The sequence below is a fragment of the Marinobacter sp. MDS2 genome, assembly GCF_030718085.1.
GTDB lineage: Bacteria > Pseudomonadota > Gammaproteobacteria > Pseudomonadales > Oleiphilaceae > Marinobacter.
Genome location: NZ_JAVAJF010000001.1, coordinates 1063637 through 1077674 on the forward strand (window position 1 = coordinate 1063637; position 14038 = coordinate 1077674).

At 54.2% G+C, this 14038-nt stretch carries 16 protein-coding genes; 10 read left to right on the plus strand and 6 right to left on the minus strand.

Going from position 1 to position 14038, the window contains the following annotated elements; all coding sequences use genetic code 11:
• The first annotated feature begins 26 nt into the window (after window positions 1-26).
• From phnD to Q9245_RS05095, 7 genes are all read left to right on the plus strand, one after another.
• Window positions 27-1019, plus strand: coding sequence for a phosphate/phosphite/phosphonate ABC transporter substrate-binding protein (gene phnD / locus Q9245_RS05065; protein ID WP_305896128.1), 993 nt, complete (start codon window positions 27-29; stop codon window positions 1017-1019).
• Between the two features lie 53 nt (window positions 1020-1072).
• The gene (gene phnC / locus Q9245_RS05070; protein WP_305896129.1) at window positions 1073-1867 is read left to right on the plus strand and encodes a phosphonate ABC transporter ATP-binding protein; all 795 of its coding nucleotides are present in this window, start codon (window positions 1073-1075) and stop codon (window positions 1865-1867) included.
• Window positions 1864-2682, plus strand: a complete 819-nt coding sequence (phnE, locus tag Q9245_RS05075) for a phosphonate ABC transporter, permease protein PhnE (RefSeq protein ID WP_305896130.1) — start codon at window positions 1864-1866, stop codon at window positions 2680-2682. The genes phnC and phnE (Q9245_RS05075) overlap by 4 nt, the downstream gene beginning before the upstream one ends.
• Window positions 2676-3485 carry a phosphonate ABC transporter, permease protein PhnE gene (gene phnE / locus Q9245_RS05080; RefSeq protein WP_305896131.1) on the plus strand — a complete coding sequence of 270 codons (810 nt, stop codon included), beginning with the start codon at window positions 2676-2678 and terminating at the stop codon, window positions 3483-3485. Before phnE (Q9245_RS05075) ends, phnE (Q9245_RS05080) begins: the two co-directional genes overlap by 7 nt.
• A 71-nt stretch (window positions 3486-3556) precedes the next feature.
• Entirely contained in the window at window positions 3557-4330 is a 774-nt protein-coding gene (locus Q9245_RS05085; RefSeq protein ID WP_305896132.1) for an HAD-IIB family hydrolase, read from the plus strand.
• A 16-nt stretch (window positions 4331-4346) separates the two neighbouring features.
• Complete coding sequence (locus Q9245_RS05090; RefSeq protein ID WP_305896133.1) at window positions 4347-5144, plus strand: DeoR/GlpR family DNA-binding transcription regulator; 798 nt, start codon at window positions 4347-4349, stop codon at window positions 5142-5144.
• Window positions 5145-5328: 184 nt separating this feature from the next.
• On the plus strand, window positions 5329-5535 hold the full coding sequence (locus tag Q9245_RS05095; RefSeq protein ID WP_199006208.1) for a cold-shock protein: 207 nt from the start codon (window positions 5329-5331) through the stop codon (window positions 5533-5535).
• Window positions 5536-5604: 69 nt separating this feature from the next.
• Here the strand turns inward: Q9245_RS05095 and Q9245_RS05100 are convergent, their stop codons facing one another.
• Window positions 5605-5763, minus strand: a complete 159-nt coding sequence (locus tag Q9245_RS05100; RefSeq protein WP_247059262.1) for a hypothetical protein — start codon at window positions 5761-5763, stop codon at window positions 5605-5607.
• Window positions 5764-5953: 190 nt separating this feature from the next.
• On the opposite strand from Q9245_RS05100, the gene Q9245_RS05105 reads away from it, so the two are divergent.
• Complete coding sequence (locus Q9245_RS05105; protein WP_305896134.1) at window positions 5954-6952, plus strand: YeiH family protein; 999 nt, start codon at window positions 5954-5956, stop codon at window positions 6950-6952.
• Window positions 6953-6975: 23 nt separating this feature from the next.
• Here Q9245_RS05105 and mtgA read toward each other — a convergent pair whose 3' ends face one another.
• Window positions 6976-7680 (minus strand): monofunctional biosynthetic peptidoglycan transglycosylase, encoded by a 705-nt coding sequence (mtgA, locus tag Q9245_RS05110; protein ID WP_305896135.1) that lies wholly within the window; start codon window positions 7678-7680, stop codon window positions 6976-6978.
• Window positions 7681-7786: 106 nt separating this feature from the next.
• On the opposite strand from mtgA, the gene Q9245_RS05115 reads away from it, so the two are divergent.
• The gene (locus Q9245_RS05115; protein ID WP_305896136.1) at window positions 7787-9493 is read left to right on the plus strand and encodes a hypothetical protein; all 1707 of its coding nucleotides are present in this window, start codon (window positions 7787-7789) and stop codon (window positions 9491-9493) included.
• Between the two features lie 66 nt (window positions 9494-9559).
• Here Q9245_RS05115 and Q9245_RS05120 read toward each other — a convergent pair whose 3' ends face one another.
• The 4 genes from Q9245_RS05120 to Q9245_RS05135 form a co-directional block, all read right to left on the minus strand.
• Window positions 9560-10735 (minus strand): helix-turn-helix transcriptional regulator, encoded by a 1176-nt coding sequence (locus Q9245_RS05120; protein ID WP_305896137.1) that lies wholly within the window; start codon window positions 10733-10735, stop codon window positions 9560-9562.
• Between the two features lie 157 nt (window positions 10736-10892).
• Window positions 10893-12662: a DEAD/DEAH box helicase gene (locus Q9245_RS05125; protein WP_305897179.1), complete on the minus strand. Its 1770-nt coding sequence runs from the start codon at window positions 12660-12662 to the stop codon at window positions 10893-10895.
• Between the two features lie 60 nt (window positions 12663-12722).
• A complete protein-coding gene (locus Q9245_RS05130) occupies window positions 12723-13034 on the minus strand; it encodes a hypothetical protein (RefSeq protein ID WP_305896138.1) in 312 nt (103 codons plus the stop codon).
• Window positions 13035-13049: 15 nt separating this feature from the next.
• On the minus strand, window positions 13050-13472 hold the full coding sequence (locus Q9245_RS05135) for a hypothetical protein (protein WP_305896139.1): 423 nt from the start codon (window positions 13470-13472) through the stop codon (window positions 13050-13052).
• A 180-nt stretch (window positions 13473-13652) separates the two neighbouring features.
• Here Q9245_RS05135 and Q9245_RS05140 point away from each other — a divergent pair, with 180 nt between their 5' ends.
• Window positions 13653-13964: a hypothetical protein gene (locus Q9245_RS05140; RefSeq protein ID WP_305896140.1), complete on the plus strand. Its 312-nt coding sequence runs from the start codon at window positions 13653-13655 to the stop codon at window positions 13962-13964.
• Window positions 13965-14038 lie beyond the last annotated feature (74 nt).

Below are 14038 nucleotides of genomic sequence, written 5' to 3' on the forward strand. Positions count from 1 at the left end.
GGACCGCTCCCCCACGGAGAATCACAATGAATTTCCAGAAGAAAAAACTTCCCGGGGTACTGCCCACTGCTGCCTTGGCGGCATCCGTTTTGATGACAGGCTTTAGCGGTCAGGCATTGGCAGACTGCGAAAGGGGCGCATTGGATACGCTGTATTGCGACGAAAACGGCGACATGGTTGCCGACCTGCCCAAAGACAAGTCGCAGTGGAACGATCCCGACACATTGATTTTTGCTTACACTCCGGTTGAAGACCCCGCTATCTACTCGGACATCTGGCAGCCGTTCATCGATCACCTGTCGGAAGTAACCGGCCGTGATGTTCGTTTCTTTGCCGTTCAGTCTAACTCCGCTCAGGTAGAAGCCATGCGCAGTGGCCGTCTGCATATTGCGGGCTTCTCCACAGGCCCGACGCCGTTTGCGGTTAACCTGGCCGGCGCCGTTCCTTTTGCGCTGATGGGCTCTGATTCAGGCCAGTTCGGTTATTCCCTGCAGGTTTATACCCACAGCGATTCCGACATTCATGAAATCACAGATCTGAAAGGCAAGCGTGTTGCCCACACCTCGCCAACCTCTAACTCCGGCAACCAGGCGCCACGCGCTCTGTTCCCGGAATTGGGCGTAGTGCCAGGTGAAGACTATGAAATCACCTTCTCCGGCAGCCATGACCAATCCATGCTGGGCGTTGTTGCCAAAGACTATGACGCTGCTCCGGTCGCGTCTGAAGTGGTAGAGCGCATGGCCGCTCGTGGCCTTTACGACACCGAAGACGTGCGCCTGGTTTGGGAATCCGACCGTTTCCCGACCACGTCATACAACCATGCGCACAACCTGCACCCGGATTTGGTTGAGAAGATCCGTGAAGCCTTTTACACCTTCAAGTTCTCCGGCACTGAGCTGGGTGAAGAATTCGAAGGCGTAGAAACCTTCATCCCCATCAACTACAAAGACAACTGGAAGGTCATTCGTACCATTCAAGCCTCTAACGGCGTCCAGTACACCCGCGAAAACCTCAAATAAGCAGACCAGGAGCCTCTGGCCGCGCGCCAGAGGCTCTCCCCGGAGTTAACCACATGCTAGAGATTACCAACCTCGTAAAACGTTACGGGCAAAACGAACCTGTGCTTAAAGGCCTGAATTTAACGGTCGAGGGGAGCAGTGTTGTTTCCATCGTCGGCGCCTCCGGTGCCGGTAAAAGCACCCTGCTGCGTTGCATCAACCGGTTGGTCGAGCCAACCTCGGGGTCAATCAAGCTGAACGGCCACGAGTTGGTCAATCTGCGTGGCAGCGAACTGCGCCATTCCCGCCGACGCATCGGCATGGTGTTTCAGGGGTTTAACCTGATTGATCGCTTAACCGTCATGGAAAACGTGCTCTCTGGGCGTTTGGGTTACGTGTCTTTCTTTCAGGCGTTGACTCGCCGCTTCCCGCAATCGGATATCGACCGCGCGTTCAGTCTGATGGAACGTGTTGGGATCGCCCATTACGCCGATAAACGTGCAGATCAGCTTTCTGGTGGTGAGCGCCAGCGTGTGGCTGTGGTTCGAGCCCTGATGCAAGAACCTGAAATTCTTCTGGCCGACGAGCCCACCGCCTCGCTGGATCCGAAAACCTCGCAACAAATCATGAGCCTGCTGCAAAGCCTGGCCAATGAAATGTCGCTGCCTGTTCTGATCAACATTCACAACGTCACTCAGGCTCGCATGTACACCGACCGCATTGTCGGTATGCGTCACGGCCAAATGATTTTTGACGGTGAACCTAAAGACTTCAATCAGGATGCGCTGGACGCCATCTACGGCGGCATTGAATCCCCGGAAGAAGATGCCGGTGAACCCGCATCCCCAACCGAGGAGGCTTCCGCATGACATCCGGCCGAACTGCATCCGATGCAACGTCGGGCAGAGTCTGGAAAAAGCCCCCTTTTATAGCCAATCCCTGGATTCGCTATGGATTGGGTGTGATCATCCTGGCCTACTTGTACTGGGCGTTCTCCACTCTGCCGTTTGACTGGCAACGCATCGCCGAAGGCCTGCCCCGTGCTGGCAAAATTTTTGGCGGCGCCGTCCCGCCCAGCTTTGAGCGGGCCGAATTGCTTTGGACAGGCTTTAAAGAGAGCTTCCAGATCGCCTTCCTGGCTACCATGCTCGGGGTTCTGCTGTCAGTCCCCATTGCGGTGATGGCCGCGCGCAACGTTTCACCGTTGCCGGTTTACCTGTTAGGCCGCACGTTAATCATCGTTTCCCGCAGCTTTCATCCGGTGATTGTCGCCATTCTGTTTGTTGCAGCGGTGGGCTTTGGCCCCATGGCAGGCATTCTTACTCTGACCCTGTATTCCATCGGCTTTGTGGCCAAGCTACTGGCGGAAGAGATTGAAGAAATCGACTGGGGCCAGGTAGAAGCCATGCGTTCCGTGGGCGCGGGTTACATGAAGATTCTGGTGTATGGGGTTTTCCCGCAGATTATGCCACGCCAGATCGGCCTTTCTATGTACCAGCTCGACAGTAACCTTCGCGCTTCTGCCGTGGTTGGCATTGTCGGTGCCGGTGGTATCGGTGGCACCTTGATGAACGCGTTCGGACGTTACGATTACGATTTCGCTTTTGCCATTCTGCTGATGATCATTGCAATCATTCTGGTCAGTGAAGGCTTAAGCGGATGGGTGAGGAAAAAAGTATGGTAGATCACGCAGCTAAACTGACCGACCGAGTGTGGTCGCGTTACAACCGTAAAGAACAGCTTACGCGCTATGTGGTCTACCTGGTCACCCTGATCGCCGTTGTCTGGGCGGTAAGCGACATCAACATCTTCTGGCCTTGGGTGTGGGATGCACCCAACCAGATCCAAAGCCTCGCGGGGCGCATGTGGCCGCCGGAGTTCAGCAAATGGGGGGCGATTTTCTCCGCGATGCTGGAAACCGTCCACATCGCCACCTTGTCTACCATGCTGACTATCTTAATCGCCTTGCCGGTGTCTTACATTGCCGCGCAAAACACCACACCGAACAAGGTTACCCTGTGGATTGGCCGGTTTATTCTGGTATCAAGCCGCTCGGTGAACACCATCATTTGGGCGTTGTTGTTCGTGGCCATTTTCGGCCCCGGTGTACTGGCCGGTATTCTGGCGGTGATGTTCCGCTCTGTAGGCTTCATCGGCAAGCTAATGGGCGAAGCCATTGAAGAAATCGATCGGCGCCCGGTTGAAGCCATGGAGGCGACCGGTGCCAGCAAGATGAAAGTGATGCTGTACGCGATTGTGCCCCAGGTGATGCCGGCCTTCTTCGCCATCATCATTCTGCGCTGGGACATCAACATCCGTGAATCCACGGTGTTGGGTTTGGTGGGCGCCGGTGGCATCGGGGTACTGCTGCAAGGCTCCATCGACATGTTCGCCTGGCAAACCGTTGCAACCATCCTGCTTGCCATTGTTGTATTGGTCATTTTAGGCGAGGCGCTGACCAGCGTCCTGCGCAAGAAAGTGATCTGACCTTGAAGTGCTTGTCGTCTGAACCCTTTTGGGCGGCAAGCACTCACGCTGTGAACTGGAATCTCCCTTCTATGAAAGACCTAATCGATTTTGGCACTGCCGACATTCTGTTCACCGATGTGGACGACACACTCACCACCGGTGGCCGGCTCTTGCCAGAAACCTATCTTGCGCTCTGCCGTTTGGCCGAATCCGGCATTAGCATCATCCCGGTAACCGGTGGCTGTGCAGGCTGGTGCGACCAGATCATCCGCACCTGGCCCGTTAAAGCGGTGATTGGCGAAGGCGGCGCTTTCTATGGTGAGCGCACAGCTCCGCAGACGATTGCCTGGCACTTCTGGGAAAACGAAGCCAAACACCGCCGTGACCAGCAAACCATTCTGGACGCCGTTGGCGCGCTGGAACTGGACTTCGAACCCAAGCTGGCAACCGACCAACGCTTCCGCTTCGTGGATGTGGCGGTGGATTACAACCAGCAGGAATCGCTCACACCGGAACAGGTGAGAGCCATTCACGACCCGCTGGTTGCGCAGGGTTTCAGCGTTCGCCAAAGCTCTATCCACATCAACATCTGGATTGGCGAGTTCGATAAATCCACCATGTCCCTTCGGGTGGGGCAAGAATTATTGGGGTTGGACACCGAGGCTTTGCAGAAACGCGCTGTCTTCATCGGCGATGCGCCGAACGACGAAAGCATGTTCCGAAACTTTCCAATGAGTGTCGGGGTCGCTAATATCCGCAAGCATTTACCCGTGATGAGGCACCAACCAGCCGCCATTGCCAGCCAGCCATCCGGACTGGGCTTTGCTGAAATGGCAGAGATATGGCTGCAACATCACAACTGATTGAGCACGGAGTGGAATGAGCGCCAAAGAACGTCAGCGTTGCATCCTTGAATGGGTGCATGAACAGGAGCATGTCGAAGTTGAAGACATCGCCCGGCGTTTTGGCGTGACCACGCAAACCATCCGCCGCGACATTAACAAAATGTGCGAGCAAGGCTTATTACGGCGCCGCTACGGTGGCGTCAGCCTACCGGCCAAGCCTGCGCCTGCTCTGGCGCCTCTCCCTGAAGAACCGGTTGCCAACGTTCGGGCCAAACAGCTTATCGCCCATCGTATTGCCACCGACATACCGGAAGGTGCCACGGTAAGCCTGGGCGTGGGCAGCACGATAGAACTGATCGCCCAGGCGCTGATCGGGCACAAGGCACTGCGCATATTAACCAACAACTTCCGTGTGGCGGCCGCGCTTTCGGGGAACCCCGGCATTGAAGTGATTGTATCGGGGGGGATATACCGCCACGCCCATCACGATGTGGTAGGACCGGAAGTGACAAACTTCTTCAGCTCTTTCACCACCGACTTCGGCATTGTCAGTACCGGCAGCATGGATCTGGTCAATGGCCTGATGGATCACGAAATTCGCGAAGCGGAAGTCAGCCGGGCCATCATTGCCAACACCCAAACCCGCCTACTCGCGGCCGATCATAGCAAATGGACCCACGACTCCCACTGCAAAGTGGCCTCGTTCAACTACGTTGACCGCTTCTACACCGATAAAATCCTCAAAAAGCACCGTGTCGGCCTACCGAGCTCACTCAACATCATCGAATGCAGTTTAGAAAATAATTGTAAAAAAACTTTGCAACGCCTCTGAATTCGCGTACCTTGTCTCTCGTTGGAAAGATTAAGCAAAGCATTTCACGAATAAGACCTTTCAAGTAGTCATACTTCTAGTCCTGTTTTTGACCCTGCACGTGTTCATGTTTCCGCATTCCGCTGATCAAAGATCACAACGATCTCTTGGCAGCAAATTATTGATTAAAATCAGGTTATATATTATGTCTACAGTTACCGGCACCGTTAAGTTCTTCAACGAAGCAAAAGGTTTTGGCTTTATCACTCGTGAAAGCGGCCCAGACGTTTTTGTTCACTACAGCGCTATTCAAGGCGGCGGATTCAAGACTCTGGCTGAAGGCCAGCAAGTAGAATTCACCGTAACTGACGGCCAGAAAGGCCCTCAGGCAGAGAACGTTGTTGCCCTGTAAATAACAGGCAAAACGTGATCAAAAAAAGGCAGCCTAGGCTGCCTTTTTTATTGCAATCAGAATACGTTATTACTTCTTCAGACTGATCTGCCTTGAACCGGTGGGGAACGTTTGCCCACTCTTACCCTTACCTACTTGCTCGACGGTGCCACCCGCTTTCAGAAACGCTGCGGTCTGCTCTTCAATCGTGGCTGACGTTAAAGTCGATTTTTCGTTCTTCTTACTCATTATATTTACCCCGTCCACTTCGGTTTATTTACCAACCTAAGCTTCCATACTATAGGAATTGGAAATAAATTGTCTGAAATATAAACAAAACATCCAAAAAATCGATTTCAGAAACGCAAAACAAGCATTTCCCGAATACTTAGCTAACAAATAGAATAACGATATTCCAAATAGTTAGGAGTATCGCAAAATGTTTAGGGGATTAGGCGTGTGCGCATTGCTTACCACCGCAGGCTACGGCCTTGCAGCGCTGCCTCCTGTTCAGAAAACCGGCCTCGGGCCACTGGTGTTTACGTTAATACTCGGCCTCGTGGCCGGAAACCTCCGCGTTGGAAAACAGCTGGAAGGCACCGCAGCCGGGCTTGGCTTTGCGTCGCGCTGGCTGTTAAGGACAGGCATCGTACTCTTCGGGTTTTCTCTCACGGTGCAGCAGTTGGTGGGATTGGGGCCGATGATTCTGGTGCTGGACACCCTGGTTGTTCTCACGATTACCACGGCAGGCTATTGGGTGGGCACTCGGTGGCTGAAGCTGGATCGCGACACCGCCATTCTTACCAGCGCCGGTAGCGCTATCTGCGGTGCGGCTGCCGTACTGGCCGCCGAAGGCGCCATTCGAGCAAGACCCGCAGCAACCTCTATGGCGGTTGCCACAGTCGTATTGTTCGGCACCCTCGCCATGTTCATCTATCCGATGATGTTTCCGCTTTTGGGTTGGGATGAAGGGCTCTACGGCATCTACATTGGGTCCACCATCCACGAAGTGGCGCAAGTGGTGGCCGCGGGCAATGCGGTTGGTGAGCAGGCGATGGCCAATGCGGTCATCGTAAAACTGGTTCGGGTGATGCTTCTGGTTCCGTTTCTGCTGATCATCGGCCAGATCTGGACCCGCAAGCGGAATAAAACCGATAATGCGGCCGCGACAACAAGCAAGATCACCATTCCCTGGTTCGCGTTTGGCTTTGTTGCTGTAGTCGTCTTAAACAGCCTGCTGCACCTGCCACAAACAGCCCAAAGTACGCTCGTGCTTGCCGGCCAAATCGCCATGACCATGGCGATGGCCGCTCTCGGGTTTCAAACGCGGATCGAAGCTCTTCGGCAGCTGGGCATGAAGCCGTTTGTTCTGGCGAGTTTGCTCTTCGTGGCGCTGCTTGTCGGCGGCGCAGTGGTGACGCCTGCACTCATCGGTTAACACGCGCCACTTATCTGGATGCCTTAAAGCGCATCCAGATAACCCCACCGCGACAACTGCCCCATCTGCCTCTGTATCCACGCTACGCGCTCTTGCACATAAGGCGAGGGAGCACTCACGCTCAAAACCTTGGGGTTGGGCAACACGGCCGCCAGCTGCGCAGCCTGTCGAGCTGACAACACCCCTGCCGGAATACCGTAATAGGCTCGGCTGGCCGCCTGAACGCCGTATACCCCCCTGCCGAATTCGGCGATGTTCAGGTACACCTCAAGAATGCGCCGCTTTGGCCAAAGTGCATCAATCGTCAGCGCCAGCCCGGCTTCAATGGTCTTTCGTACGAAGCTCCGGCCATTCCATAAAAACAGGTTCTTGGCCGTTTGCTGAGTAATGGTACTGGCACCCCGCAGCCCCTCACCGGCCTGATATTCCGAAACAGCTTTATGCACAGCCTGAAAATCGACTCCATGGTGTTCTAAAAAGCGTTGATCTTCACTGGCCATCACCGCCAGCGCCATCCACTCGGAAACGTCAGACAGAGGCACCCATTCGTGCTGCAGCGCAGGCTTCTCATCACTCAGCTGGTAACCCAACATAAACGCGGACGTAGGCGGGTTTACAAACCGAAACAATAAAATCACTGCTAGAACCAATGCGACCGCACCTGCGGCGCACCAAAGAAAGAACCGCAGTATTCTTTGCACATAGGAATTTTTGGTCTTCTTTATCATTCGCTTTCCTAATTACCTCCCCCCAAATGGGGGCAGTTTATGAAAGTTTATCCATGTTAGTTTGCCAGAGCCCCTTCAGCGGCAGTTTTCTTAAAAAGGAGTTTTTATGAAAGAATTCAAGAACTGGGCTCTCACAGCAGTCATTTCCTCCATCGCCTTAACGGGATGCAGCGGCAGCAGCTCATCCGGCGGCGGCTCATCATCAACACCCCCGCCCGCCGGCGCAAACGAAACCGGCGTGTTCGTTGACAGTGCCGTGGCAGGTATTAACTATGCAACATCCCCCAGCGGACAAACAGGCCAAACCAACAACCTAGGCGAATACGAATACCAATCCGGTGACACGGTCACCTTCAGCGTGGGTGGCATCAACCTGCCACCGGTAACAGCGACAGGGCGTATCACTCCCGTCGACATGGGAAGCGGCACCACCAACTGGAATGAAGACCAAACGGTCGTCAATATTTTGCGCCTGCTGCAAACATTGGACGACGACGGCAACCCGGCTAACGGCATTAACATCACGCCAGCCGTGCACACTGCCCTCAAAGATGTTGCCCTGGACCCGAGCCTGAGCGAATCAGACTTCGAAACCCAGGCCAATACAGCCCTTCAGAACACCAGCAAAACCCTGATCGACAAAACCGCTGCGATAGCCCACTTCCAAGAGTCGCAGAATGGCGAACTCACCGGAAGCTGGAAGTTCGTTGAGCCAAACGGCAACGTAAACGTTCTGACCTTCTTCAACGGCGACCAATATCTGATCGTGCATCGCGATGCCGACGACGGTGACCAGCAAGCGGGCACTGGCGAATACGGCACCTACGCTTGGGACAACGCATCAGGTGACCTTAACCTGACCGTCCTCGGCGATTCCGACCGCAGCGGCGGCCTGGCAGACGTCAGTGAAACCGCCACCTGGACCATGCAACTGGTGAACGGCGGTCTGGAACTCACCTCGGCCGGTGATAACGAACAAATTGTCTTCGAACCGATCCGAAACGAGCGCAATAGTCTGGTGGGCAGTTGGTACCTTGGCGAGGGAGAAATTGGCGGCCAGAACGCTCACAACGTATTGACCATTCTGGACGACAACCATTACGTGATTGCACACAACTTGAATCAAGAGACTTACGGCAGCAGCAGCCCTGTAGGCGTTTCCTCGGAATGGGGTAACTACAGCTATGACGGCGAGACCTTTGCGGTCAGCAACGTTACCGTGGATCTGGACGGCCCGGGCGGTTTTTACGACAACCCGGCCAACGATGGCAACGGCCCGGTAAACGGCCCCGCCACCGTGCATTCCACGGGCGAACTGACCCTCACCGAAAACGGCGGCGATTATGGCACCTTCACCATGGTGCGTTTGGGCCGTTATGCGGTTGATCTCCGGGATTTCGAAGGCGACACCAAACCGGCATACGTCGAAGCCGACCTTTACCCGGGCGAGATGGCTAAAGACAGCTATTTCTTCGCTTTCAGCGATTTGGTAGAGCCCGGCGAAGAGGGTGTTTACGACCTGGAGTTCTCCACAGATTCCCGGATCACAGTAGATCTCTATACCGAAAATGACAGCCGTAAGGGCGAAATGTACTTTGGCGGTTCCGGTGAAGACAACGTAGCGGGCACTTGGGAGGTCAGCACATCAGGCGCTCTGGTGTTTACCGAAACGGACGGCACATCTGGCGACTATGGCCACTGGCGTTTCCTGAATATAAAGGGCGGTGATCCCCAGTTCCTGGTACATCTTGATGGTGTCGATCCGCTCGAGCTTCAGTTCGTCACGGAAGTTGATGACGAGCCCATCAAATAACCCCCATTGCTGAAACTACCCACATCCCGAGGCGTGCAGAAAGCAACCTCGGAATGTGGGCTCCCGCTAGCCTATCGCTCTTACCAACGCACCAACCAGCTCCGCCTGGCGGCGATAACCATTCTTCGCCAGCAGATTTTTTACATACCCTCTTACGGTATGCACGGACAATCCCTCAGCTTCAGCAGCCTCCTTGATACTCAGCCCGTGCATCAGGTGCCCTGCCGTAATCGCCTCCGCATGCGTGCAGTTAAAAATCCGTTCGAGTTTGCCGATATTCGGTGTTCGTGTTGCAGAGAAAGGAACCAGCTCAACCAATGCACCGTATTGGCCGTGGGTTTCCGGCGAGTCAATTTCTTGTTCCATGGATAATGGTGTCACACATATTGCTATGCGCTCATCGCCCGCCTGGTCGAACAGCGCAATCATATCCTGAACACCATCCCGGGCATTGAATATACTCGTCAGGATGGCGTCATTAAGTTGTCGATTGAATCCAGTATTCCGGCTTTGTAAACGGGAGTCGCTTTGATCGGCCACAAATAAACGGGGGTGAGAACTCAGTAACGCATCCGCGGCGGCGTTGCAGCACACTACACGAGCCATTTCATCGAGCACGATCATCGGCTTGCCAACCTGATCCAACGCCATCGCCAAGGTTTCGTGCTGGGTTCTTGACTGATAAATCTTGTGGAACAACCCGACGGCATTTTCAATGTGCGGCGCCAGCATGTTCATCTGCGTCAGTTCTTCCTGGGTATAAGGGCCTTCATCGCGATGACGGTTCGCCAGAAACACCACCTTGGCGGTGGGCCCCTCGCTGACCAGCATACCGGCACTGTCACCAAGCCCTACGGCCTTTACCCAGTCACGGGTTTCCCCGGTAACCACATCCAGAATATCAACCTCGGGATTGCAGCCGGCTAACGAATCAAACTGCCGAGGGGGTAACGCGCTGAAATGCAACAGCGCGTCGTCTTGCTCGGCCAAGCCACTGTTTAAAAACCATTGCTCGAACCCGTCCGGATATCCGAAGGTCCAGCCGTAGGCCATCTGCATAGGTTCGCGGGTCAGCCCCAGAATCCCACCCTGAAGACATCGGAACTGTTTTCGGAATTCATCAAAGAAAGGCTGAAAGCCTTGATTGGTGTGCAAGCAGCGGTACAAGATGGTGACGAGCCGGTTATAACCCTCAAACTCTCCCGCACTGATATTTAGCGAATCCGTTATCACCTTTGTCACAACAGTAGCCCTTCATTCCTTGTATTGGCTAGACATAAAGAGCTTTCCGAGGCGTGTCGCACTTGGTGAATTCAACTCGCTCGAATCACTCTGAGCCTTTTCGTGTTTATATTAGAACGAGTTTTCAGATCATCCACTGAAATTTCGTTGATCGATCCTACACCTCATTCGCTTTCCGATACTGCCCCCGATAATCAAAAATGCGTTCTTGCACCTGCCAGTAATGCTTGTGCTTGCGGGCAACCACAAAATCCGGCGCTGGCATTAAAGCCTGCAGCTCAACCACTTCCTCGATTTTGCTGAATTCTTTGGGCGCCTGGCCATTCGCATAACGCCGCCCAAAGAGCTTATTGAACACGCTGCGCTGCGCCGGTTTGCCAAAATCGAACGATTCGCTCAGCTCTTCGCCATCTTCACCATGGTAAGTGATTTTGAGCTTACTGCCCTTGGCCGCTGAGGTCACACCCGCGCAGCGAATCACCATGGCGTTCTTGAGTCTCAGCGCATCACGAAGCTGGTCGTCCGGGTCAATGATCGCGCCTTTGCACTGATGGCAGTTGCGGGCGGCAATGTCGTTCTCGGCACCACAGTGCGGGCACTCTTTGAAACGGAAACGATAATCGCATTGCTCGGGCCGTTCGCCCAACGCTGACAACTCACCTTCGTCCGCAGGCTCCAGCAGCCCCTGGCAGCGGCGACCGTAGTGCTCAATAACGCGACCGTCGCTGTCGGTTTTTCCCCAGAAAATATTGGCAAACCCACAACCCGGGCAGAACACCTGTACCGGCTCGCTGTCGGGATCCGGCTTTTTCTCGCCCACTTCCGGGTGATGCAAATTGACGCTGTTACCCGCGTAATCAATCACCAGACAATCCTGCTTACCGTCATCCAATCGGAGGCCACGGCCAACGATTTGCTGGTACAAGCTGACCGACTGGGTAGGCCGAAGAATGGCGATGAAATCCACATGAGGCGCATCGAAGCCCGTAGTGAGCACCGACACATTCACCAGATACTTCAACTGCCGCTGCTTGAAGCGCTGAATCAGCGAATCTCGCTCAGCCAACTCGGTCGCGCCGGTAATCAGAGCAGTTTCGTGTTCCGGCAAGTAGCCCGTGATCTCCTTCGCGTGTGCCACCGTGGCGGCGAAGATCATCACCGCTCTGCGTTCAGCCGCCAGCTCCATCACCTGTTCAATGATGGCGCGTGTCACGCGCTGGTGTTTGCCCAGTAGCTCGTTGACATCCTTCTCGGCGTATTCGCCAAAACGGTCCTGCACCAGCGCAGAGAAATCGTATTGCGCCACCGCAGCATTCACCAGCTCGGGTTTGGTGAGATACCCGCGATTGATCATATAGCTGAGCGGCAGCTCATAAATGCAATGCCCAAAGGGCTTGTCTTGCTCACTGCGCACAAAGCCCCGGTAGTGATAGCGGTAAATCCAGCCCATGGCCAACCGGTATGGCGTGGCGGTTAGCCCTAGCACTTTGAGGGAATCGTTCTGCTGCTTCAGCAACTCAATGATGCGTTGATACTGGCTGGTATCCTCCCCGCTTACGCGATGGCATTCGTCGATGATCACCAGCGAGTATTCATCTTTGAACTGATCGAGATTCGCCGACACCGACTGCACACTGGCAAAGGTCACCTGATGCCGGTTTTCCTTGCGCTTCAGCCCGGCGGAAAAAATCCCGCCCGTTAACCCATAGCTCTCATACTTGGCGTGGTTCTGCTCCACCAGCTCCTTCACATGGGTCAGCACCAGAATCTTGCGCTTAGCCAGGCGCGCCAACTCGGCAATCACCAGGCTTTTACCCGCACCGGTGGGCAGTACGATCACCGCAGATTCATCCGATTTACGGAAATGCTTCAGCGTGGCCTCGACAGCTTCTTGCTGGTACGGGCGCAGTTTGAAGGGAACGTTCATCGGCATGGGCTTAATCGTTGAATGGCCAGAACTCTCTCTGCGGCGGTTCGACGTGAGGAATTACAGATTGGAATCCGGCTCAACAAACAGCTTGATGTAAACCAAATACCCCGAAAACAAAACCAACGGAGCCGTGTACCAAAGGTACGCCAGCTTTCCCGCGCCCATGCGATACAACACAATCACAACGATGGCACTGACTATGCAGCTTGCGGGCACGGAGTACATGGCCGAATCCAACACCGACGAATTAAACGGCGAGATCCGGTGAGTGTTGCCAACAGCACTGAAAGCGAACACCACCAGCATAAACATCATGAATGCCAGAAGAAACTGGCCAATCGTGCCCGCTACTACCCAACCTAAAGCCATTAGCCATTCCTTTTACTATTTGATCATCCGGCAACTGCCCAACGCCTGCGCTTGCAGATACTCACAAAATGCCTTCACGTCAGGATTGGTGAACTCACTGGAAATAAACTCGCCCGGAATCAGCCCTTCATCCCATCGGCTAGTCACCAGGGTATGGGGGTAAGTTTCATCCCGGGGATAGATCTGCACCACCGCTTGGGTCTGATGGATATAAAGATCACGAAGTTCTTTCGTGCAACGAAGAGCACTGGGGTCATGGTGGCTGTCACACTGATAGCCCTTCCCCGATAAGAACTCACTGGTGACGGAGAACAATGTGTCTGTCGTCAAAGACGAAGACGATGCCGGATGAATTGTTCTGGCCGCATCTTTGGCGATGTTGGTGCAGCCGGCCATGATCAACAGGGATAGAACTACCAGAACGTTAAGCTTATACACAACAGAGTTTAACCTTTTAGTAGTGTCCACTAGGGCCACATAACGAGCAACGTAATTATCCCGAGTTGATAAGCACCGTTTCCTGGGCTTAACTCAAGAGATCATCCCGGACTCCATATGACGAAACGCGCATAGAGGACACTTCGTCCGCGCGGAACATCTTATACGAAGGAGGGTTCTATGAAAAAGCTCCATGCACTCGCATTTTATGCCCTGATCACACCGTTCATCGCCTTGGGCTCAACCGCCTTGCTCGCTGCCCATCACGGCAATGAGAACAAGGACTTGGGTGAGCAGGATATGGATAACCACGCGAAACAGGGAAAGCAGAACTCTGAGCGACACGAGGAGTCCAAAAAGTCGAAATACAATACCGGCGACCCAACCGGCAAAGCTGACGAAATGGACACGAAAAAAGACGGCCACTCCGATATGAAAAAGAAAGATAAAATGAAAATGCGGTCGGCGGATGACATGGCACAGGAGGAATAGAGCGTTCCCGGTTTATCTCAAGCCATCGATTACCGCAGCACGAAAAAAAGAAGAGCAAAGCACAGTGTAATATT